Raw genomic sequence first — 22,892 nt, forward strand, 5'->3', positions numbered from 1 at the left:
TTGAGCTTCTGCCTGTGCTAGAGCCTCTTCGAGTGCCTGGATATCTGCTTTCGCTTGGGTCAAGGCCTCTTCGAACGCCTGGACATCTGCTTTCGTATGCTGTATATCTGAGTACGATATAGGAAGCTTGGCAGGGTAAGGAAGTACAGAATTAGTCACGCCCTCTATGCAAGAAGCTTCCACAAGACCCTCGGTATAGTTGTCATGAAGTTTTATGTTAATATCTTTAGTATTTACAGTAGTCGAAATGCTATTGAAAGCCTCTTTCTTTTGGAAATCAGTGACTTTCAATATCCCCTCATGTAACATTCTATCCATGGTAACTTGGAATTTCGGAAAGTTATTAATGACACGAGAATCAGGAAGCTGTTGTTCTATAAGTTGTTTAACTCCATCACTTAAGAATTCCGACGGAAAACTTGGGATATCCTGTAATAACGTAGTAAGTTTCATGACGATTTGACAACCCTTTTGAAATTCTTCATCCGATCCCCCCCCCGTTAATATGCAAACGGTGAAGATTCTTTCAATGATCTGATTAATCCATTTTCTAATTCTGGGATCACCGTAAAAATATGTCTCCAAGATTATCCACCTCCAGTTAATAGCTTGTAAATAACCTATGCTTGTCACTTCAGAATAAGTACCCAACCGACGATATCAACAGATCTCATCTTGGTTTCTTCCCAACATTCACATGAATTTTCACCATAAGATGAAATATCTTTAAGAATGCCTATACGCATAATGTCTAAATAACACTATGAAAAGTTAAACAAGGTGCTCCGCATATTTTTATACGAATCACCTTGTTTTCTTACCGACCTCCGAGGTCCGAACTCAACGATCAACTTGCAGCGCACAAATCAAATTTCCTTTACCGCGTCATCTAAAGCACGCCCCATTTGCGCCTATATTCCACCTTCAAAACAAACTCATCATCATGGTAACCATGTTCCTTCAAGGCATTAAGGGAGTCATTAAAATCAAAAGACTCCGTCTCCATCAGAATGTGGTCTTTCCAACCTGTGATTGCCCAATCATCATGTACCTTTAAAAGGATGTCCATCATTTCGGCTATATGATTTAATCGAGTATGCATAAACTCAGCGAAATACCTTAAATTTTCCGGTTGAACATCCTTTACCTTAGTTATGTCATCCAAGGGTGGTTTTTCTCCAGGCAACCACTCTCTCTTTTCATAATAATTAAAGACAAAACGCGTTCTCTGAACACAGGTTTCATTATTCGGATTCATCGATAGGTCTCCTTTGCAAGATAATTCAATGTCTCTGTTGGTCCAAAACAATCTAAAGGCCACCTGCAAAGGTGGCTTTTCTTGAGGAATGAGTGCCCAGATCTTACTTGACTGTTATCCAATAGTTCCCCATAATTACAACCGCTAACAGATATCCAAGTGGAATATTTACCAATACACCGGCAGTAAAAGCTGCAAACGGCTTCCAACCGACTGAAGCAAGGTCCTTCAAGCGGCTGGTTAGGCCAATGGAGAGAAAAGTAAAGATGAAGGCCCAATTTCTCAATTCTATAATCGGATTAATGATTCTATTATCGAGCACTTTGGAAGTCACTACATGCGGAGAAGCAGCTAAGAAGGTTATGATAATTGAGGCTACAAAGAACCCTATAACGAATTTCGGAAAGCGTATCCAGACATCAAGCGCATCCGGTTTGGTGCCGACATACCTTTTCTCCCATCTTGTGACCGAAGTAAAAGCCATTATGAAACACCAGATCCCAATGAACATGTCACGACCTACGACTTTCATCAGGGTAAAGGTTTTGATTGCTTGTTCATTGATAGCAGCCGCTGCGGCCATACCCGGAGCATCAGCAAATTCTGCTGTTCCAATCCAAGCACCAGCGGGGCCGGGCGGAATATGTAATGCTTTAATCGCTAAGGGGAGGATGAAAATCATAATGATGGACCAAAGAATAACCAGAGAAATTGCAATCGACACGTGCTGCTTTTCTGCTTTAACGGCACCACCAATGGCAATCGAAGCTGAAACTCCGCAGATTGAACCACCAGCTGCCAGAGTCGCAGCAAAGCGCTTATCAAGTGCGAAAACCCTTGTTCCTGTCCAGTAAATGGTGAGGAAAGTAGCGAGTGCAATAATTGTTGCTTGAGCAAAAGCAGTCGTACCGGCTTTGACGATTAAAGTAAAGGGTAAGGAAGCACCCATTAAAACAATTCCCAGCTTAATGTAAAATTGGGTCTGAAGTGCGGTGCTAAGCCAATTCGGAATCTTAAAAAGGTTACTAATTATGAGTCCTACTATGAGTGCGAGAAGCGGGGTTTCAATGTTATACCGTTTCATGACATCCCAAGAACCCCATACCGAAACAAGAACACTCAATAAAAAAAGAAACGTGAATCCCACTAAAAATCGTTTAACTTCTCCAGTCAGGGCTTTAACTGCGATTGAAAACAAAATGAGAAAAAACAAATAGAGTGTTAAGAGAGTAATCTTATGGCTGCTGACATAACTTATGGCAGTGTTGTAGCTGCTATAGCTTGGGATCTTCAGTACAATCCAATTCATAAAGTTAATCCCCTGACTCCAGAACACAATTGTTAACACTATGATCGTCAGACCAAGCCACACAGCCCAATAATCTTCCTGTTTCCAAAGGTCCGACCAGCCCCCGGAAGGAGTCGTTGGTTTCTTTGCAGAGGATACATAGCCCATTACTCAACCACCCCATAACTCTGTAACTTTCGATACAGATTCCTTACACTGATTCCTAATAAACTTGCTGCTTGTGACTTATTTCCCTTTACTCTTTTAAGCGCAGCTAGAATGTAGTGCTTTTCAACCTCTTCTAAGGATGGACATTGATCGTCACGGAATATATCTAAGAATCCTTCTTCCGAATCGGAAGAGTGAGATGTTTTCACGACTTGCACTGAGTTTCCCCAAATATCTTTAGGTGTGATTCTTCCACCGATAGACAAGATTTGTCCGCGTTCAATAAGATGGAAGAGTTCACGAACATTACCGGGGAAATCATAATTCAGCAATTGCTCCCTCGTTTCTGGCAACAAAATGTAATCCTGATGAAGCAAATTTTTTCGGTTCTGGGTTTCAAGGAATTGCTCTACAAGAGGTAGTATATCATCTCGCCGTTCACGTAGAGGGGGGACAATCAAGGTTAAGCCGTTCAAGCGATAAAATAAATCTTCCCGAAACCTTCCGTGATTAATTTCCTGTCGTAGATCTCGATTAGTAGCAGCGACGATCCGAACATCTACCTGTCGAAGTCGGGTATCTCCAACACGCCTGAATTCTCCGCTTTCTAAAAACCGGAGAAGCTTTACTTGAATAGACAAGGGCATTTCACCGATTTCATCGAGAAAGAGCGTGCCATTATCGGCCATTTCTACTAATCCGATTTTCTGAGACCCGGCTCCAGTAAAGGCTCCTTTTTCGTGTCCAAAAAGCTCACTCTCTATTAAAGTTTCTGGAATCGCGCCGGCGTTTACAGGAACACAAGGGCGATTAAACCGTGAGCTGCAGTGATGGATTGCTTGGGCAATCAACTCCTTACCCACGCCGCTCTCTCCCTGTATGAGGACCGATGCATCTGTTTGAGCTACTTTTCGGGTCATCTCTAGCAGCGCGACCATGGGTGCACTTACGGCTATAATTTTAAGTTCTGGAGTTTGACGGTTCACGACCTGCCTAAGCCCTGTATTTTCCAACAATAATTTCTGCTTCTCAAGAGCTTTTTGCAGCGTGATTTCGAGCTCAGACAAGTTACACGGTTTGGTCAGATAATCATACGCGCCAAGTTTCATGGCTTCTATGGCTGACTCGATGGTACCATTTCCAGTTAGCATAACGACTTGGAGATCCGGTTGTAATTTTTTAATCTCTGGTAAGAGAATAAGTCCATCACCGTCCGGCAACTTGATATCCAATAAGAGAGCATCGATTAAAGTATCTTTGAGAAGAGATAAACCTTCTTCGGCTGTGCCTGCTTCTAGTATTTCATAACCTTTGCGTTTTAAACGCTGCGCAATAATCGCGCGCAAGGCTTCCTCATCGTCTAAGATTAGGATCTTTTGACAATGCTTCATTTACTTTAACCCTCCTTTATGGAGAGGCAAGGTTATTTTCACACTGGTTCCTTGACCTTCCGTACTTTCTAAGGCCATCTCGCCTTGCATCTTCTGAACAATTCCGTAACTTACGTATAACCCCAAACCTGTTCCCTGCCCTACTGACTTCGTTGTGAAAAACGGATCAAATGCCTTTTTCTGGTTGATTTGAGGAATTCCTTCCCCGTAATCCTTAACCATAAATTGAATATTTTCCCCTTCGCGGTATCCTTTAACTTCGATCACTTTTCCTTCAGAGGAAGCATCTAAGGCATTGTTGATCAGATTGAGAACCACTTGCTGCCACTCATTTTCATTACCCAGGATAAAGAGACTATTGTCCATTTGGAGCTCTATTGTAATCTGCTTTTGTTTTATCTTGTGTTCTAACAGTCCAAGTGTATGTAAGCTGACTGCACCAATTTCGATAAGGTCACTCCCATTGATGCGCTGACGGGCAAAACCAAGTAACCGATCCGTAATCTGTTTACATCTGACGATTTGCCCCAAAACGATCTTAAAACCAGTTTCAATTTCCTCTCGAGTCGGCCCCGGTTCTTCCTCATTCAGACGGTCCAATAAGTCCTCACTATGAGCCGCAACGATGGCCAAGGGATTGTTAATTTCATGAGCCACTCCTGAGGCCAAAAGTCCAATAGCCGCCATTTTATCCGTCTCAATCATACGGGCTTCCATTTCTACCTCTTGAGTAACATCATCAAGCAGTAACAGGTAAGCCGCACTCTCAGGATTATCAGGTGATAACTCATAAAACATCTGACGGAAATGTCGGCGGTCTTCGTTCACAAAAACAGAACACATATTACGGGCATTTTCGTGGTAAATCCCCTCCATTCCCTGTCCTTTAACAACTTGATCACAGGGGAGATTCTCTAAATGATGTCCGAACCATTCTGCAAACTTCGTATTCCACCAAATGATCTTTTTATCTGAATTCAGGAGAACCATTCCAGCCCCAACCCCGTCAACGACGGTGGTCAACAGCTCCTTTTCATCTTTTAGGTTTTCATTCTTTTGATCCAATGAATTTAACAACTGATTAAAGGATTTAACTAATCTCCCGATTTCATCCCAGCTCTCAATGGGAATATGGGATTCTAGATCTCCCGTTGAAATAATTCGTCTGACTTGACCTTCAAGATTTTCAATTGGATGAACTACTTTTAAACCAAAAGCAATACTTAAAATCATGACTAGAACCATGATTAAGATGGCAATCAGGATGAGTCGAAAAGCAAAATCTAAAATTGGTTTATTCGCTTCTCGGGCAGGCTGTTCAATAAATACTGCCCAATTGGGAGTACCGATGGAAGTAAACGCCCCTATGACGGAAACACCGTCCAGATTTTTATACTCACTTCCCTGGGAAAACTCCTCTCCCTCCAGAAAACTTTGAACTGCAGAATCTTGACTGATTTTCTCATTCTGCAAAACAAGATTGGGATCAGTATGGCCAATCAAATTTCCGGCATGGTCAACGATAAATACATACTCTTCGTCACCTAAAAGCATATTAACATAGCGACTGATTATCCCTTGCAAGTCAACTTTAGCTTGCAAATATCCGATTCGGGCTTTAGTCAACGGGTCTTGAACCGCCACAGTTAAATAAATCTTCGGGCGTCTATCACTCGATAAGAACACTTCACTTATAGCTGATGACTTTACCATGGATACGGGATTTTCAATTATGGTTGCAGACGTAGGAGGGGAAATTCCTTCTTGACGATTGATCTGATCGATAATGACAAAATTTTTATCAGTTATCTTAATTTCTTCTATAAAAGACTCCTGGTGCAAAAGTATTTCTAAACTAATCTGACGTGATGTTTTATCTTTCCCCACGAGAGCGTAGGCACTCGTGGCCTTCGTAGGGGTTAAACTGATCTCAACATTTGTGACAAAGTTTCGTATTTCATTGGCGATTACTGTTACCTGCGCAAAGTCTTGTTCATGAATATTTTTTTGTAGATTTTGTCGCACAGATGTAAACCCTAAATTTCCAAGTAGGAATAGCGGAAGAATGGACATGGAAATTCCAAATAAAAGAAAATGAACTTTAAGGCGCATCCACCAGGGAATAGAGCTTTTTTTCAACATTTAGCCCCCATCCGATGTGATATTCTTCAATAACTATATGTATAGTAGTATTTCCTTTTAGTGTAGCATGATTATAATTTGTCTGGAAGAAGATTAAATATGAATCTTCTATTTTCCTGTACATAATTCGCCGATTTTCTTATCCTATAGAAATAAGTCCATCCTAATCAAAACGAATGCCTCAGTTCTGAGACATTCGCATCCGATAAAGAAGTCAAGGACTTTGGGGCCATCTTAAAATTTAGAATCACGGTCATAATATATTAAGGATTCTTCATCTACTCAAGTAAACTATAGAAATTGTAATGGAAATAATCATTGCCATTGCATCTAAAATCATAGCTCTAATAGGGATCTTCCTGTTGTGTTGCCAATTTTTAATGATAACCCGAAAAATTTGTGATTAAGTAACCAATTATGAAGAAACTGTGAGCTTTTCGCAAAAGCTATTGTTGAAAACAAAACCAATGGTACTGTTGGAATTAAAGGAAGAAAAATGCCTATAAAGCCTATGATTAAGGAATATGCGAATTATGATAGGATGTGCAGAAGCGGAAAGCTTGCAAGAAGCAATATTTCAAATAACAGAAGTCTTCTTTCCGATTGTTTACTTCCAAAGCTTAAATAATCTCCCGTAATCGAGTCTAAAATATCCATCTTATTCGATAAAGCGGTATATCTTTCATCGAGCTCAAAATACTCACTCAGTTTATCAAATATTTGTCTTGATTCAATGGTTTTTTTAAACTGAGATGGTCTGTCAAGAAGCCTTACACTTTCAATGCTTCTGTATTTAAAGCGGATGCTTTTGGCAAGAGTTGAAGCGACCTTTTTGCTATTTGCCCATAGGTGCCCCTTATTTAGTTGCATTATGAAAGTCCCCGCCTCATCTAAAACCTTTGAAAGCTCGGTTTCAATCTTGTAAAGCTCAGTGGATTTTGCTAAAACTGTTGCAGCAATATCATCCACGTACTGTTGATAAGGGAATTTTACCTCATCGCCTTCCCAGAGGTTTACATACGCTTCTCTTGAAAGGACCATCTCATGGTTCTCATTAAATTTAGACAGCAATTCATAATCCAAATCAACAAACAGCGTCCTTAAATATTCGAGAAACATAGCGATCTCATCTTGATTGAAGTTTAAAAAGGTAATACATCCGTATTTGTATAAGTACACTGATTTATTTTCCGAAGCATATTTAAGAATCTTTTCAATATCTGCGCTGTCGAATTTAATATATTCCTTCCACCCTACATCCTGCCTTAATTTAATAAATAACGCTATCTGCGCAAGCGGAAGTCTTGTTGCTACTTTGTAAGTATTAAGAATTACTTTTTCCATATTTACACCTGTCTTCACCTAATTAAATCAAACACCATAAGCACAACTTCAATGACAATCAACAGAACAATCACCCACTCAACAAACAATCCGCGAATTGAATGGCTTATGGATGCCAACCCGTCAATGATACTTTTCAAGATTTCAGTCTTGCTTTTTATCACTTCATATCGGTCATTTAACTCGAAAAACTCTGACATCTTTTCGTAAAAATCTGCGGCATCACTGTTAATCCAAGTAATGTCGGGTTTGTCAAGAATCATGATATACGCAATGGTGTTGTATTCATGCCGAACAACCCTTGAAGTTGTCTTGGCAAGTTCTTTGTTTCCAATATTTAATTTGCCCTTTTCCAAATTATCAATTTTGCTTTCAAGATCATCCAGAATTTTGCCCAACTTTTCTTCGATCCTCTCAAGTGCCACAGATTTGGCAATCACCATTGAAATCAGCTGCGGGTGAAACAACGCCATATTTGGAATCTGAACATAACGGTCTGTAAACTCAATTTCTTCGCCCTCAACCGGATGAAGTATATAGTCTTCCTGAAACCTGTCATAACGTGCGATATCGATATCTGACTTTATACCTTTTAGATAGCGCATCAATATTTCTGTATGCTGTTTGGTCGAATTAATAAAAACAATACTCCCAAAAGAAAAAACAAGGATCTTCTCTTCTTCCTCGGGTTCCTCTCCAATAATTATGCCAAGAACTTCGTCCTGGAGGAGCAGAGGCTCCTCCCATGTATATTTTTTTCTGATGTTGCATTCTACGGCAATCTTATTGAGATCAATTTCATTTGTAACTGCAAAGGCTTTAAACTTTAAGTCATTCATAGGATTCCCTTAACTTTCTGTGTAATCTAGCAACAAAAAATAGATAATTGTAGTATCATAACCTCAATCTCTGGGTCTTGGATGGATAAATCCTTGATTTCGTAGAGCTCTGAGATCTGGCTAATTAACTGAGACGCACTCATCACATCACGGTTAAACTGCAACCATTTACGCTTTCCTTCTTGTTTGATCACTTTTGCCCCATTGACAGAAAAACCGTTTGTATCCTCTTCCAGACAACGATCAAAACACGCTCCTTACCAAACCGGTCTTTGATCTTTGCTAATTCTCCATCATACATACACGTCCATGATCAATTAAAATCATTCGCTGACGAAGTTTTTCGATATCCGACATGTCATGGGTCGTGAATTACATTTCCCAGAATTCTCATCCAAGCATCAAAGCGATACGCCGCTGCCCTTTGAAAGGATTTACGAGTAAACACCCCATACATCCTTAATGACCCGATCATATTACTTCACCACCATTATCTTGGAGAAATTCCTTAACTTATTTTGCCTCACTCGGGATTAAATAGCAAGTTTTCCAAGCACCAACTAACTGGAGAAGCCTTAAGTCATAAACACAAAGCTATGCACCGGAACTGGGAAGGTAATTGAATAAATGGTCAAAAAAACAGGACAGCTAAAGCTGTCCTGCATCATCTCTGCTTTTTTTGTGATTCATCATTATTCTCCCCGATGTATAAAGGTTCCAACCCAACATCGGCAAGTATTCTTTCAATTATACACTTTTCCTGTGCAGTCATACAATCCCTCCAAAAATCTAAATATTATGAATATTCAATATTAAATGTTACTACATTATTGTACCCTAAGTAGGATTACATATAAAGCGAAATGTTTATCATAATTTGTGATATATTGTATACATTTAGGTGCACTATGTCTCTACCCAGACCTGGCAAGCCCGCTCATAACACCACGTATTTTTAAAGTAAGGGTATCGAGCTCTATCGGGTAAGTATGATAGTTGCAACGTTCATATCTTATTATATAGTTCATATCTCGTATTGTTACTGTTAAAACACGGTAAATTTACTACTCCACTTAGCACTTTTAGGTGTGGTATTCAACACACACTTCCACCGCAAAGGACTTACTGCCACTTAACGCTGATTAAATACTACAATAACAAATGGAACTAAGAACCGTCCCTCGTGCATTACCTCATGCATTAATCTTGCCTCACATTATTTAGCCTTCCTTAAAAAAGGCACTAAGCCAATATTTATTGATTTTTTCTTCTCTTACATCAGCTGTTTATATAATTTAAGAATTGTCAGCCGTTGAATAGCAGATAACCTTTTACTGAAGGAGCTTTCATCATAGCAATTAAATATTCTGTCGTCCTTTTCATAAACTTTGTCGCCATAACTTAAAGGACATAAAAAGCACACCATCCTCGCTAAGCATAGTGGCTAACTTTTGCAGTGTGTCTATGATCAATCCTCTGTCAACATGCAAGAGGGATGCTGAAGCCCATATGCCATTAAACATAACACAAACTCGACATCTTCAAATTCAGCCCTGCTTGACAGACAATCCAGTTAGTTCTGAGCTCAATCTTACCATTTCCGCCGACGCATCAAAGGCACGTAGATTGTATCCTTTAGTGAGAAAATATAGACTTTCTCTGCCCGAGCCACAGCCCGCATCTAGAATACGGCTCTCAGGGGGCAGGTATTCCTCAAATCTTCTGTAGTGTTCGCTCATATCCACATTTATTGTATTCTTATAAAATTCTTGGGCGTTTTTGTTATAGAAATCAACCGTCGAAATTTTCATTTTGCTAAACTCCTTAAAGATGACTCCTGTTCAGCATTCCTGTTTGTTTTCGAAAACTGAACTAATGCCCAAAATATTTACTACTTACATATTAGTCTATCCCCTATTTTTTATAGCTAATCCTTTTATAAAGTTTCTAGCGTATTTATCGCCACACTCTTTATAATGCTTATGGCCTTCTTTTCTTAATAGTGCGCTTAATTCTCCTTTTGTTAGAATAACTCCAGTCTCCTTTAATATATCAATCACATCATCACTTGTTAGTGATAGGGCTATTTTCAATTTCTTAAGCATCATATTATTAAGATTTTCACTATTTTTTAGTACTGGTATTTCTGGTTGCCCTGGTTTTGGATCTTGTTTCCCTCTTTTAAATATTATTAAGCCATTTAAAAATGACTCTAGCATTCTGTTATTGCATTTAATATTCTCTTCTTTCTCTTCTTTCTCTTCTTTTTCGTCATCATCGTCAACTGCATTATTATAACGGTAAGTGTCTTTCGATTTAATGAGAAGCTTTCTTACTTCTTCTACTGTAAGTTCCACGTCGCCAAGTTTAAATATCTTGACCATATCTATATCTCTTATATTTAATGCGTATCTTAATCTAATTAATATATCATTATTATCCATTATTATCCTCCTAAAAACTCTTTCCTATGGTTGTTGTATAAAAAGCAGAACCTCGTAACCGACGTTACCCACCGGATTGTTAATATAAGCAATCTGAACTATTGAAGAAATGTCCTTAAATCCTTCAGTAGATTTAACCTTAGATGGGATAATACCACAAAGAAAAATAAAAAACAATCTCGTAGCAGGTTCAACCTAGATGGTGCTGTCAAGAGAAGTCTTTCCTTCATCAAGAGACCCAATCACTCCTTCAGAATAATTGCATATTATGTACTCTCCTATAAGTTTCTATTCTAACCTAGGTGGCATTTCATTCAATTCGAACAATTTATGGAGGAGAGTAAAGATATGGGAAGAATCAAGGAGTTTGTTTATACTTTTGCTTTTAAAAGGGCATTGCGTTACGCAGAAAAAAATAGGCTGAAAGATATGAATCTGATTTTAAATTTGTTCAGTAGAATTGCCCATGATCAGGATCATAAAACTGCCATAAGATATTTACAGAACTATTCAGTGGATTCTTCGAGTAATTTCAATAAGTTATTTGACACTATTTTTACAAAGCTTGCTCCTAATGTTCGCCAAAAGTTCCTTACAAACTTTTTTATCAAAGCGACTTTATTAGGGCGAGAAAAAGCACTAAAAACTGCTAAATTACACAATTGTAATATCCCCTGGGCTATTTTGATGGATCCCACTTCATCTTGTAATCTAAAATGCATCGGATGTTGGGCAAGTGAATACGATCAGCATAATTCATTATCCTTTGAGGAACTTAACAATGTCATTGAGCAGGGTAAAAGATTAGGCATATTTATGTATCTGTACTCTGGCGGAGAACCCCTAATCAGAAAAACTGATTTAATTGCTTTAGCAGAAAAACATCAAGACTGTGCTTTCTTGGCCTTTACTAATGGTACTTTAGTTGATAAACATTTTGCTCAAGAATTAGTACGAGTTGGCAATTTTGTACTGGCTTTCAGTATTGAAGGGATAGGAGAAGCAACGGATCAGCGTCGGGGCATTGGAACTTATGACAAAGTTATTAAGTCCATGGATTTATTGAAGGAGGCAGGGGCAGGGTTTGGTTATTCCTCCTGCTACCATCGCCAAAATACCAATACCGTTGCTTCCGATGAGTTTGTGGACCTAATGATTGAAAAGGGGTGCCTTTTTGCTTGGTACTTTACGTATGTTCCGGTTGGGAAAAATGCTGCTCTAGAATTACTTGCACTACCTCATCAACGGGAGTATATGTATCATAGAATCAGAGAAATCAGAAATACCAAGCCAATATTTGCCTTGGATTTCTGGAATGACGGCGAATACGTTGAAGGCTGTATAGCAGGAGGACGCAACTACTTTCATATTAATGCTCATGGAGACATTGAACCTTGCGCATTTATTCATTATTCTGATACAAATATTAAAGATTGCACAATATTAGATGCCTTAAAATCCCCCTTATTTGCTCAATATCGTGAAAATCAGCCTTTTAATCAGAACCATTTGCGGCCTTGTCCTCTCATGGACAATCCTGATAAATTAAGAATAATGGTCAATAAATCTGGTGCCCATTCCACTCAAGTTCTAGATATGGAAACTGTTGAGGAGTTGACGGAAAAACTGCAGAGTGTTTCATCCGCCTGGGGAGAAGTAGCTGATAATATTTGGGAGCAAGTCCAGACCTCTAAGAAAGCAGACAGCTGATCCATTTTACACTATTATTTCAGGTTCAACCCTGATATTGAAATTTAAAACCACTGACGATTTCGTCAGTGGTTTTCGCATCCGAGCCTTCTTCTGTCCTAAGTCTCAACCTCATTTATATAAAGCTAAAAAGATGCAGGCCAAATTCAGCATTTAATAATACTACTTGACTTTGGAAATATGGCTAACAATTGCCTCTTTATTTATCCTCACATAGGTACAACTTGGATCATTGCCACATTTTCGGCAAACCATATCATAAGCAGAGTTTAGGGTACGACATTCTGGACAGGAATAATGCTCACTCATTTCTCTTGCCCATTGTTCATACCCCACATCTTTGATTCTTTGGTGGGATTGCCATAAATCAAGCCTATGGGGTTTAAGAGCTTGAAAGGTTTTAATTTCTTCACAGGGAAATTCTTCACATTCACCACAAAACTCGATTCCTTTTTGCCTGGAACACTCTATCATAGTACAATTCATGCAATAAGCTGTTTTAGCTTCAGAACGACAGCCTTCGCAATGAGTTTCTTCGATAGTTTGATTAAGAGTTATCGCAAGTCTTTTTAATCGTTCTGGATCCTCTTTCGTCGCAATGAAGACAGAACAAGACGGACAAAAAAGTCCACAGACTGCTGAAGTCATTTTAATAGGATCCATCCTTACAATTTCATATTCCATCTTAACTTCAACCTTATTTTTTACTACTAACCACACAGGGGATATTTCCTCTGCTTGCTTGATAACACTTTGAAGGTCTGATTCCATAGCATCTATTGATTCTAGAATGACTTTAAGATGGATCCCGTGAAGTGACAAAGGGTTTTCCCGCAGCATTCCCTTGGCCTTCACTTGAAAACCAGAAATCTTTTTTCCCATTTTCCGCAATAAATACACCATCGCCGTGCTGACACACCCAGTGAAACTCATCAGGAATAACTCTAAGCCCCGAAACCCCTGCCCGTCGCCAAGAGGCGGTAAATAGTCTAAGGTCAGTGGGTAGTCGAGGTTAGATTCGGATACTCCCATAAATTGAACCTTTTGATTGACTAGTCTTAGATTTACTTCCAGTTGATTGTTACTCATTTCAGTTCCTCCCTTATTCTTTGTTCTACTTACTTAGATACAAAGAGAGGAGAAAAGTTACAAAACGATGTTAGTATTATGTAAGTATTTTTAAAGTCTGATTAGCAATGATCTCTCTAATTTTCTCCCTAAATTCCAGATAGGATGTATGACCCGGCGGATGATCATACAGCTGAATTGTTTTCCTCAGAAAATCCATTTCCGTCCAGATCAAAGACATTTCTGCAGTACTTCTTCTTCTTACTGGGTTATGTGGAGAAATAAGGTCTGCCTTTCCGGTATCGATCAAGTATTTCACCCAATTTCCACATTGGCAAGGATTTTTGGGGTCAATAAACGAACATTTTTCTTCCATATTGTCTTTCAAATGCTGTTTTGCTCGATAGACATTTATTTTAACGGCACTCTCAGATATATCCATAATACCGGCGACTTCCTCGATTGATAACTCCATTAGTATTTTCAAGGTGAAGGCAATCCGCTGTTTTTTAGGGATACAGTTAAGAAAAAGCTGCAGGCAGGTTTCGCGGATATCCTCAACCATAGCATGCTCTTCTACAGACTCCTTGGATTTCATTGATTCCCAAAACTCCGTTTCAGATATACACCTTTCAGCCGTGATGACATGAATTGGAACTTTATCCCGTTTCGTCATATAGCGATAGGTACAATTCAGCATTATTTTATAGATCCATGTTCCAAATGAGCTAGTATAGTTAAACTTCGAAAAGGATCGATAAGCATTGATATATGCTTCTTGAATGACATCTTGGGCATCTTCCCTGTTACCGGTTAGACGAAATGCCGTTCTAAACAGCTTTTCATAGTACTCGTGATAAAATGCCTCAAATTGACTTTCTAATTCCTCCGACATTAAAGCTTCACCTCTATCAACTAAACTAATTCAAAGGCACTTCGCCCCGCTGCATCTAAAAGGACTGCTGGAAGAAAGCCTCGTCACCAAGCGAAATTTTGTTGTCAAATCTTCAGAGACGTTCGCCTTGACCACAATTGAATTTAAGTCGACAATGACAAATTCGTTGTGACGATGCCGTCAATAGGACTCTTTACCATTGTATCATTTACTGCAGCATCAAAGGATTTATAATTTAAATCTCTTTTTCCCCAAGATCATAATTTAGCTTGGCCTGACTATAAGCCTTAAAGGACTATAATAGCAAAACCTCCTCCTGCAGATGTTTTAAGGTCTGCAGAAGGAGGCCGATATCTTATAGATTTGGTTTTCTACCTAAGGAACGAATCAATTTTCCCTTTTATCTTTTCTGCTTCTTGTACAAAACTGTTGCTTAAATCAAAAAGATTTTTGCCATGAAAATCAGCTTCGACAACAACAGGATCATAGGGAAAATGCCCTAAAATCGGTAAAAAGTTAATCTCTTGTTCAAGCTCAGCCAATTGCCCTTCATGTATTTTGTTCACAACGGCATAAACATTTTTAACCCCTAGATCATTGGCAAGTTTTACCACTGCCTGTGCTGTTTCAATACTGCGTCGACCAGGTTCCACCACAACAATAAAGGCATCCACACCCCTGGCTGTCCCCCGTCCAAAATGCTCAAGTCCTGCTTCCATATCCAGAATGGCAATTTCATTTCTTTCCAGGACAATATGATCCAAGAGACTTTTCAAGAGGGTATTTTCCGGGCAAGCACAGCCGGTTCCTCCTTGGGTAATCGACCCCATCCGTAAAAGTTTAATTCCCCGATATTCAGCAACATAGGTATCCGGAATATCCTCCACCTGAGGATTGAGGCTGTAAATGGCTCCAATCGTTCCCGGTTCTGCTCCGGTACGTTCTTTGATAAGTTTTCGCTCTTCAGAAATAGGGGTTAGCTTTGCCAACAATTCCGGTGGAAAGCCTAGTGCGGTTCCTAAATTGGCATCCGGGTCAGCATCTACCGCCAGAACTCTCTGTCCATCTCGAGCGTAAAGATAACATAGTAGTGATGACAGCGTCGTTTTACCCACCCCACCTTTACCAGAGATCGCAATCTTAATGCTTTTTTCCCGCATATACTCACCCCGTCCTTTATTAATAGCAGGCTCCCACTTCTACATGTGGCAGTGAGAGCCCCGTTAGTCTGGTTCGTCAATTTGTTAATGAGTTCATCAATCCTGAAACTCCCTCATCTATAAGTGGGTGTTCCTTATTTTTCAGCACTTTCCGTAATTTCCGGGCAAACAAGTCCTAAAGCCTTACGTTTTTGAATAATACGAGCAATCATTGTTTGGGCAGCCTGAATGGGGTCTGCTTCGTAAATTAGTTTTCCCCCGAAAAGCTCATCTGTAGTCACGGGGAACTCGCCTTTATTTGCTGTAAGGGCTTGTTCAACAAGAGGGGAACCTGTAATTGGTGCATTAACCCCAATGTGAACATCCACGCCCTGAGCAATAAAGAAGGTTCCAATAGATAAGGCTTTGGGACTATGATTTTCAGGACTGGAGCCGGCCACGGGTAATTCTCTCACAGCCACACCCAATCTATCCGCTAGCGCAACCAGCAAATCATCAATTCTGGAATTATCAACACAACTCCCCATATGAAGAGCAGGAGGTAAAGCCGGTAAACCGTTTGCTTGTCCAATGGCTGTCAGAACATTGGCTAGTTTTTCGCCGCAATATTGCAAACCATCGGGGGACAATAAGCCATTTTTCCCTAAGGAGTGAGCTGAACATCCGGAAGCAACGATTAAAACATTGTTCCTCATAAGTTCTTTGGCCACTTCAGTATTAGCCCAGTCTTGTTTTACTTTAGGATTTGTGCATCCGACAATTGCAACGACACCTAAGATGTCACCGTTTGCGATGGCTTCTATTAGGGGGAGTAAGGGGTCTGCCCCATTTAACGTAGCCAAAAGCTCAACAATCTGCTCAACAGAAAAACCTGCATAGGCTTCTACGGTACCCTCCGGAATCTGGACTTTAGATTGGTCTCTCTCCGGATAATGGTCAAGAGCACGACGGACAATCTCCTCTCCCATTTTATCCGCCTCTTCCGGTGTCCAGTCTATATGGCTTGCTCCTTCGAGCTTAATATTTGGCAATGTGGAAATGAGTTCTGTGTGATAACATTCCGCTACTTGAGCCAGACCGGGCATGATACATTGAGCATCTACCACCATGGCCTCTAAGGCACCAGTAATAATCGCCAGTTCCTGACTTGCATAGTTAGTCGCTACGGAAACTCCTTGACGCATTAATAGTTCATTAGCACTGCAACAAATCCCTACAATGTTAATCCCTTTGGCCCCTAAAGCCTTGGCCTCATTATTTAATTTCCGGCTCCACTCCAGAACTTTTTCAGAGACCATGGGAATATGACCGTGAACGGCAATATTGACATAATCCTCTTTAATAACGCCCATCCTGTATTGGGTTTTGACAAGCCGTGGAGTTCCAAACAAAATATCCTGGAGATCTGTAGAAAGATGCAGGCCATCATATCCTTCGACTAATCCCATTTTCATAATACCCAGTAAAAGACTGACAGGATCACTCTCACAGCCCATAGCTGTTTTATTAATGGCATTGGCTATTTCTAAGTGAGCATTGGAGGGCAATATATTCAGTTTTTCCCAGGTTTCAATCGATTTATCTTGGGCCCTAAGACGCAACCAGTGGGAAACGCCGGATTGTTGCTGAAAATCTTGTAAAGCAATCAAAGCAACCTCTTGGGCTAATTTATCTATCTCTACACCATCAACCGTCAATCCCAGTTTCCTAGCAATACTGATAAGTTTCTCTTTCCCCTTAATTTCATAGGGAGCTTTCCCTTCGGCAGCTTCCAAAAGGGTGTGGAGTATCTCCCTGGCATGTTCTACGTGGGGAGTCGTGCCTTCCACAATCAGGGACAGCAAATTACGAGCCACAATCTGGTCTGCTGTAGCCCCACAAACTCCACGTTTTATCCCTTTATTTCCATTAAAGGTCACTCTGCAGGGCCCTTGAAGACAACGACGGCAGCAAACACCCGTCAAACCAAATTTACAATGGGGTTCTTGCTCCTTCGCCCTTTGAAAAGCTGTCTCTATATTTTCCTGTTCTGCTTTGACTAATAATTCCTGTACCCCAGTATCCATAGTAAGATCAGTAATTAATACTTGTCTTGACATCTTATCCTCTCCTTGTCGAAAAAATTCTCTTCTCTGACAATCATCTTAGATCATAACAAATAAAAAAACCATCAAATATCTGACGGTTTTCATACTTTTTCGACAATATTAATTTATTCCGTTCTTCCTCCCAATTCTTGCAACTTTAGAATATCCAGCAAGAACACTGTTTTTCGATTACGTTTGATAACCCCGTCCCTTTCCCATCGATTCAAGAGCATCGAAGCGGTCTGCCGAGAGCTCCCAACGGCTAGGGCAATATCCTCCACTGATAAACCTAGATTTATAAACGTGCCTTCTTGTCCAACAACCCCTTTTTCCTTGGCTGCATCCAGTAAAAAGCGAGCAAGCCGTTTATCGATATCAAGGAACGCCAGATTTTCAATGATACGAAGTGTATTCCCTAAGCTATCTCCTAAAGCCTTAACCATACTAATGAGTATGGTAGGGTTATTGAGCATAAAAAAATGAAAAGCCTTAGTATTTATTGCCAAAATCTTGGTGACTTCTCTCGCTTCGGCGAAGGTCTTTGAATGACTGCTATAAATATCACCTTGTTCCAAAAAAGAGATGGTGAACTCTTTTCCATCCGGATAGGCGAGATAAATGCGGACTTTACCTTCCAGCACGATCATGATGAAATTATCTTTGCTGTCTGGTTCAAAGATACGTTTATTCTTTTTATAATCTCTTTCCTGAGCATTGCCTTGAAGAATTCCCAATTGTTCATCGCTTAAAGCTCTAAAAAGCGGGATTTCCCTCAGTTCAGTTAACTTCATGATTGACAGAACTCCTAGCATATTTAATTACCCAAGTAGTACATGAAATAAGTATATCACACAGGGTATATGCTTAACCAACCCAAGTCTTGATGTACATTCCCAGTATTGAACCGACGTTGTAAATATCCGCTAGTTGATTCTTCTACATCAGCTAGCGGAAAACACACTTGTTCATATTTCTTATCAATAAATTGATGTCATAAAGAACAAAACTCCATCTTAAAGAACTTCTTCCCTTAATGCTTTCCGTCAATCCTGCATACCACAGTTTGATCATAGGTATCCTTAGAAAGGATATCAGGATACTGCTTCTTATGTCGTCTTAGCCAGATATTGGCATAGGAACAGGTGGCAGTAGCTTTAAATCCTTCTTTCCTGAAATACTCAGCTACTACTTCCATCATCTGCCCAGCAACCCCATAACCTCTCAAAAGCGGATTAACATAGGTATGATCTATATCCATCTCTCCGTTTTCTTTACGAATAAAAGTAGTCTCACACATCAATTCGCCTTTTTCATCGGTGCTATAAATACGTCCCTTTTCATAGTTCCAGTTCATGTCTTTCCTCCAATTTTTGACTTGATTGATACTTATCACTCAAACAAGCATATCAAAATTCTTACTTATATATGTTTAACTATCTTTACCAAAGTAAAGTAAAATAAAGCCCTCGAGTAGGGTTGCTATATAGTACGTCTAATGTATGATGGATACGAAACAACTAATTATTCAGGGTAGGACAGCATGAGTAATTAAAATTGACTATTGCCTGATTAATTTAGTGTGGCAAAGATACCGATAATAAACGATTGGCAGGTGAATAAATGGACAGAAAAGAATTCTCGAATAAAGTTTATGAGATTGTTAAAGCTATCCCCTTCGGCAAGGTTGCCACATATGGAATGATTGCCATGTTATCGGGTTACCCACGACGTTCAAGAATGGTTGGGCAAGCACTGCATCATGCCCCAGATTCCCTCAACATCCCTTGCCATCGGGTTGTGAACCACCAAGGTCGTTTAACTCCCGGATGGACAGATCAAAAACAACTCCTGTACAATGAAGGTATTCACTTAAAGGAAAACGAGTGCGTAGATTTGAAAAAATATTTGTGGGACGTTGCTTTAACATTTTTTTAGCACTTTAATATTATCATGTCTTAAGGACGAAACCCATGCATTGTTTATAAGAAAAGATTTTCTTTATACACCAACGCCTGAGCCATTGTGTCTCAGCGTTTTTTATATTCTAAAACCTAAATATCTATACTTTTTGTTACAATTTCTCTTTACTTATACTTCATACTAATTTATAATAATTATAATACTAATATTATTATTTACCATTTATTATTCCACTTCTCCTGTATACCAGAACATTTTACTGTCGAACCCGGTAGACTTATTTAATAATTTACATCGCATTCAGAAAGTCAACAAGTGTACTTGTCAACACTTGTTTATATAAACTTGTATTCTCTTTAGATTTAACCTTGATAGAAAAAATTCATAAGAATATTAGGAGGGGAATTTTATGTCGTCTTATTTTGAAGCTGTAAAAACACAATTAAAGGATCGGAAAGTGGCCTTTTTAGTGATCATCTTCACTGTAGCAAGACTAATTTATGGATGGGCATGGGTAGAATCCGCATCTCACAAGTTAGTTTGGTTTTCTGATGGTAAACTTAATTCGGCTGGGAAAATCGAAAGTCTCGTTACTAACATAGCCGGCCCAAAGGTTTCTAGTTTCGATCCACTTTACATCAACAAAGGATTTTCTTGGGTTGCACAAAATATCTTTCTAGGTATGCCAGGAGTCACTGATACCTTAGTAGTAATTTTTGAAATTTTAGTAGGCCTATCAATGCTGCTAGGATTTCGGATATTCTGGTTTGCTCTTATAGCAATGTTTATGAATGTTCAGTTCCTAGCTGGTGGATCATTTAATAATTTCGGCTATATTTGGACTAACTTAGGATTTTTGAAATTTGCTCAATATGCCGAGCTTCTGGGAGTAAGTGGATTCCTGAAATATAAAAAAAACAAGAAATTATTAAGTGAGTGTAAGCGGGAATTATCAACTACTTAAGGAACGTAAATAGTCAATCTCGCTGTCTTGTACCCTCTACTTATACCAGGGGAAGAGATAGTTCCTGAACAAATTCCAATTTATATCGCTTGAGCTTGGAAAAGTTCAGACAATTTGACGCCCCTGCATAGGGGCGTCAAATTAAAAACCATAATCGATTAAATTAATCATTAAACTTTAAATCCTCCTCATATTCGATCACTACATCGTGTCCTTTTTCTAATTGGTGTCTGGCCTTGCGGTTTTCCACCGTATCGAAAATAATCGAAAAATCATAATCCTCAGGATAAAGTTTGGTTGCAGGAATAAAAAGCTTAATCCGCTTGTGATTAATAAGCTGCTTCTTATCTTTTATCTGCACTCCCAGCTCGCCTTTTTCATTGGTCCTCTTGTAAATAATACCAAGCAATTTTTGGGGGTAAACTCTTACACTGTCGCCTATATTAAAGCTTTCGCTCCGTGAGGGTGATTTTTTCTTGGGAATTTCTTTTTGAATTTTGCTGTTGGAAACAGGATTTATCATAGAGTTATCCTCATCAAACAAAATAGTTGGTGTATCTCGTGACACAGAGGATCTACCGCCATAGGCTTCCTTTTGGGCTCGCTTCAGCATATGCCCCGGAAATCCTAATCTTTGGGCAATGTATAAGGCACAGCTTTCTCCGGCCTCGCCAATTTGCAGCTTGTATAAAGGCTGTAAGTTTTCGCGATCAAATTCCATTCGGGCATTCATAAGTCCCTTTGTGTTCTTGGCAAAATCCTTTATCTCTGGGTAATGAGTGGTGGCAACAAAAAGACAGCCTCTCTGATTTAATTCAGCTAAAATTGCAATTGCCAGTCCCATTCCCTCAGCAGGATCTGTACCGGAGCCTAACTCATCAAGCAAAACAAGACTTTCCCTTGATACGCCTTGTAGAATAGCTACAATATTTTTGATATGGGATGAAAAAGTGGATAGATTTTCGGAAATACTTTGCCCATCACCGATATCGCAGTAAATGCTATTGTGCATACAAAATACACTGCCATCCGACACAGGAACATGAAGTCCGCTTTGTGCCATAATTGACAGTAAGCCAATAGTTTTTAAGGCAACGGTTTTACCGCCTGTATTCGGCCCTGTAATCACAACACCGTTGATGGCGTCATCACCCAGACCCCCTCGGATTTCAAAATCAAGAGGCACACATAGATCCGGCTTCAATAAAGGGTGCCTTCCCTGCTTGATGATGATTTTTCGTTCCGTTGTAATGGACACAGGAACTGCTTTCATCTCGATGGACAGCTTGGCCTTGGCAAATATAAAGTCCAAGGTTTCCATGCAGTCCTTGTTTATTCTCAGCTCATTAATATGCTCTTCCACAAATACGGTAAGGGTGTATAATATTTTTCTAATCTCATTATCTTCATCAATTTGCAAAACCGCCAATTCCTCCTGCAGTTTTCTCACTGCTGCAGGCTCCATAAAACAGGTGCTGCCTGTGCTTGAAGTATCAATGACTGTTCCGCTCAACTGATTTTTATAGCCCTTTTTAACCGGCAATACAAACCGACCATTACGGATGGTGACATATCCATCTGTGAACCATTCCTTTTTACTGCGCAGTATCCCTTCAAGCTTTAGTTTAACGGCTGTTTTTGTGTTTTCTATTTTTCTGCGTATATCACGAAGGACAGGAGAAGCACCATCGTCAACCGCTTCATTTCTGATACAGCGCTCAATTTCCTCAAAAAGCATATCCATTTGACTGAAAGAATGACCATAAAACCCTATATCCGTATTGAAAGCTTCAGCCTTTTTAAGATATTTCTTCATTCTTTTGCATGAAGAAATAAAACCACAGATACTAGTAAGCTGTCCAGGGGTCAGCATAGAGCCTTTCACTGTTAGATCCAGGATTTTATCCAGCTCTTTCATTGAGGCCAGGGGCGGTGTACCTATACCCTCTAAAATTTTGCGTGCCTCTGTTGTTTCCTGCATTTTGGATTTGCACTCTCGCTCACTTAAAAACGGCTTTAGTGAGAGCAATTTTTCGATTGCCTTTTCGGATAGTGCGTGTTGGGCTAAAATTTCAAGTATAATATTAAATTCCAGTGTATTGTTTACGTTCATCAAAAATCCTCCTTATAACAATGAAAATGCCCACAAGAGAGATCGCCTTATTTTTAGGATCATTTAATTCCCAAAAATACGCAGAATACTCCTGTGGGCAA

The 22,892-nt window shown here is 39.5% G+C and carries 19 protein-coding genes and 1 pseudogene; 3 read left to right on the plus strand and 17 right to left on the minus strand.

Annotated features, from left to right (window positions below):
- From LJE72_RS06510 to LJE72_RS06550, 10 genes and pseudogenes are all read right to left on the minus strand, one after another.
- Window positions 1-585: pseudogene (locus LJE72_RS06510) on the minus strand (hypothetical protein); the annotation flags it as partial.
- A 304-nt stretch (window positions 586-889) separates the two neighbouring features.
- Entirely contained in the window at window positions 890-1,258 is a 369-nt protein-coding gene (locus tag LJE72_RS06515) for a hypothetical protein (RefSeq protein WP_229246815.1), read from the minus strand.
- Between the two features lie 103 nt (window positions 1,259-1,361).
- A complete protein-coding gene (locus tag LJE72_RS06520) occupies window positions 1,362-2,714 on the minus strand; it encodes a YeiH family protein (RefSeq protein WP_229246816.1) in 1,353 nt (450 codons plus the stop codon).
- Entirely contained in the window at window positions 2,714-4,105 is a 1,392-nt protein-coding gene (locus tag LJE72_RS06525; protein ID WP_229246817.1) for a sigma-54-dependent transcriptional regulator, read from the minus strand. The genes LJE72_RS06520 and LJE72_RS06525 overlap by 1 nt, the downstream gene beginning before the upstream one ends.
- Window positions 4,106-6,244, minus strand: a complete 2,139-nt coding sequence (locus LJE72_RS06530) for a PAS domain-containing sensor histidine kinase (RefSeq protein ID WP_229246862.1) — start codon at window positions 6,242-6,244, stop codon at window positions 4,106-4,108. It abuts the gene before it with no gap.
- A gap of 339 nt (window positions 6,245-6,583) precedes the next feature.
- The gene (locus LJE72_RS26695; protein ID WP_396390547.1) at window positions 6,584-6,763 is read right to left on the minus strand and encodes a DUF454 family protein; all 180 of its coding nucleotides are present in this window, start codon (window positions 6,761-6,763) and stop codon (window positions 6,584-6,586) included.
- Window positions 6,764-6,778: 15 nt separating this feature from the next.
- Window positions 6,779-7,591 (minus strand): RMD1 family protein, encoded by an 813-nt coding sequence (locus LJE72_RS06535; RefSeq protein ID WP_229246818.1) that lies wholly within the window; start codon window positions 7,589-7,591, stop codon window positions 6,779-6,781.
- Window positions 7,592-7,605: 14 nt separating this feature from the next.
- The gene (locus LJE72_RS06540; RefSeq protein ID WP_073030713.1) at window positions 7,606-8,430 is read right to left on the minus strand and encodes an RMD1 family protein; all 825 of its coding nucleotides are present in this window, start codon (window positions 8,428-8,430) and stop codon (window positions 7,606-7,608) included.
- Between the two features lie 1,547 nt (window positions 8,431-9,977).
- Entirely contained in the window at window positions 9,978-10,241 is a 264-nt protein-coding gene (locus LJE72_RS06545; protein ID WP_229246819.1) for a class I SAM-dependent methyltransferase, read from the minus strand.
- A gap of 96 nt (window positions 10,242-10,337) precedes the next feature.
- Entirely contained in the window at window positions 10,338-10,874 is a 537-nt protein-coding gene (locus LJE72_RS06550; protein ID WP_229246820.1) for a YehS family protein, read from the minus strand.
- Window positions 10,875-11,222: 348 nt separating this feature from the next.
- Between LJE72_RS06550 and LJE72_RS06555 the strand changes: the two genes are divergently transcribed.
- The gene (locus LJE72_RS06555; RefSeq protein ID WP_229246821.1) at window positions 11,223-12,584 is read left to right on the plus strand and encodes a radical SAM protein; all 1,362 of its coding nucleotides are present in this window, start codon (window positions 11,223-11,225) and stop codon (window positions 12,582-12,584) included.
- A 162-nt stretch (window positions 12,585-12,746) separates the two neighbouring features.
- Here LJE72_RS06555 and LJE72_RS06560 read toward each other — a convergent pair whose 3' ends face one another.
- The 6 genes from LJE72_RS06560 to LJE72_RS06585 form a co-directional block, all read right to left on the minus strand.
- Window positions 12,747-13,673: a DUF3795 domain-containing protein gene (locus LJE72_RS06560; protein WP_229246822.1), complete on the minus strand. Its 927-nt coding sequence runs from the start codon at window positions 13,671-13,673 to the stop codon at window positions 12,747-12,749.
- Window positions 13,674-13,749: 76 nt separating this feature from the next.
- Window positions 13,750-14,547, minus strand: coding sequence for an RNA polymerase sigma factor (locus tag LJE72_RS06565; RefSeq protein WP_229246823.1), 798 nt, complete (start codon window positions 14,545-14,547; stop codon window positions 13,750-13,752).
- Window positions 14,548-14,918: 371 nt separating this feature from the next.
- Window positions 14,919-15,707, minus strand: a complete 789-nt coding sequence (locus LJE72_RS06570) for an ATP-binding protein (protein WP_229246824.1) — start codon at window positions 15,705-15,707, stop codon at window positions 14,919-14,921.
- Window positions 15,708-15,841: 134 nt separating this feature from the next.
- On the minus strand, window positions 15,842-17,806 hold the full coding sequence (gene cooS / locus LJE72_RS06575) for an anaerobic carbon-monoxide dehydrogenase catalytic subunit (RefSeq protein ID WP_229246825.1): 1,965 nt from the start codon (window positions 17,804-17,806) through the stop codon (window positions 15,842-15,844).
- A 113-nt stretch (window positions 17,807-17,919) separates the two neighbouring features.
- On the minus strand, window positions 17,920-18,585 hold the full coding sequence (locus LJE72_RS06580; protein WP_229246826.1) for a Crp/Fnr family transcriptional regulator: 666 nt from the start codon (window positions 18,583-18,585) through the stop codon (window positions 17,920-17,922).
- Between the two features lie 239 nt (window positions 18,586-18,824).
- Window positions 18,825-19,148: a GNAT family N-acetyltransferase gene (locus LJE72_RS06585; RefSeq protein ID WP_229246827.1), complete on the minus strand. Its 324-nt coding sequence runs from the start codon at window positions 19,146-19,148 to the stop codon at window positions 18,825-18,827.
- A gap of 266 nt (window positions 19,149-19,414) precedes the next feature.
- Here LJE72_RS06585 and LJE72_RS06590 point away from each other — a divergent pair, with 266 nt between their 5' ends.
- Both LJE72_RS06590 and LJE72_RS06595 read left to right on the plus strand, forming a co-directional pair.
- Window positions 19,415-19,729 carry an MGMT family protein gene (locus LJE72_RS06590; protein WP_229246828.1) on the plus strand — a complete coding sequence of 105 codons (315 nt, stop codon included), beginning with the start codon at window positions 19,415-19,417 and terminating at the stop codon, window positions 19,727-19,729.
- Between the two features lie 394 nt (window positions 19,730-20,123).
- Window positions 20,124-20,678 (plus strand): DoxX family protein, encoded by a 555-nt coding sequence (locus LJE72_RS06595; RefSeq protein WP_229246829.1) that lies wholly within the window; start codon window positions 20,124-20,126, stop codon window positions 20,676-20,678.
- Between the two features lie 163 nt (window positions 20,679-20,841).
- On the opposite strand, the gene LJE72_RS06600 is transcribed toward LJE72_RS06595, so the two are convergent.
- Complete coding sequence (locus LJE72_RS06600) at window positions 20,842-22,791, minus strand: endonuclease MutS2 (protein ID WP_229246830.1); 1,950 nt, start codon at window positions 22,789-22,791, stop codon at window positions 20,842-20,844.
- Between the last annotated feature and the right edge of the window lie 101 nt (window positions 22,792-22,892).

The sequence above is a fragment of the Desulfosporosinus shakirovi genome (assembly GCF_020595055.1).
GTDB classification, from domain to species: Bacteria; Bacillota; Desulfitobacteriia; order Desulfitobacteriales; family Desulfitobacteriaceae; genus Desulfosporosinus; species Desulfosporosinus shakirovi.

Coding starts and splice junctions, on each gene's coding strand:
- LJE72_RS06545 (WP_229246819.1), bottom strand. CDS start 10,241: ATGAAAATTTCGACGGTTGATTTCTATAACAAAAACGCCCAAGAATTT.
- LJE72_RS06560 (WP_229246822.1), bottom strand. CDS start 13,673: ATGAGTAACAATCAACTGGAAGTAAATCTAAGACTAGTCAATCAAAAG.
- LJE72_RS06565 (WP_229246823.1), bottom strand. CDS start 14,547: ATGTCGGAGGAATTAGAAAGTCAATTTGAGGCATTTTATCACGAGTAC.
- LJE72_RS06580 (WP_229246826.1), bottom strand. CDS start 18,585: ATGAAGTTAACTGAACTGAGGGAAATCCCGCTTTTTAGAGCTTTAAGC.
- LJE72_RS06595 (WP_229246829.1), top strand. CDS start 20,124: ATGTCGTCTTATTTTGAAGCTGTAAAAACACAATTAAAGGATCGGAAA.
- LJE72_RS06555 (WP_229246821.1), top strand. CDS start 11,223: ATGGGAAGAATCAAGGAGTTTGTTTATACTTTTGCTTTTAAAAGGGCA.
- LJE72_RS06535 (WP_229246818.1), bottom strand. CDS start 7,591: ATGGAAAAAGTAATTCTTAATACTTACAAAGTAGCAACAAGACTTCCG.
- LJE72_RS06600 (WP_229246830.1), bottom strand. CDS start 22,791: ATGAACGTAAACAATACACTGGAATTTAATATTATACTTGAAATTTTA.
- LJE72_RS06520 (WP_229246816.1), bottom strand. CDS start 2,714: ATGGGCTATGTATCCTCTGCAAAGAAACCAACGACTCCTTCCGGGGGC.
- cooS (WP_229246825.1), bottom strand. CDS start 17,806: ATGTCAAGACAAGTATTAATTACTGATCTTACTATGGATACTGGGGTA.
- LJE72_RS06515 (WP_229246815.1), bottom strand. CDS start 1,258: ATGAATCCGAATAATGAAACCTGTGTTCAGAGAACGCGTTTTGTCTTT.
- LJE72_RS06590 (WP_229246828.1), top strand. CDS start 19,415: ATGGACAGAAAAGAATTCTCGAATAAAGTTTATGAGATTGTTAAAGCT.
- LJE72_RS06585 (WP_229246827.1), bottom strand. CDS start 19,148: ATGAACTGGAACTATGAAAAGGGACGTATTTATAGCACCGATGAAAAA.
- LJE72_RS06525 (WP_229246817.1), bottom strand. CDS start 4,105: ATGAAGCATTGTCAAAAGATCCTAATCTTAGACGATGAGGAAGCCTTG.
- LJE72_RS06550 (WP_229246820.1), bottom strand. CDS start 10,874: ATGGATAATAATGATATATTAATTAGATTAAGATACGCATTAAATATA.
- LJE72_RS06570 (WP_229246824.1), bottom strand. CDS start 15,707: ATGCGGGAAAAAAGCATTAAGATTGCGATCTCTGGTAAAGGTGGGGTG.
- LJE72_RS06540 (WP_073030713.1), bottom strand. CDS start 8,430: ATGAATGACTTAAAGTTTAAAGCCTTTGCAGTTACAAATGAAATTGAT.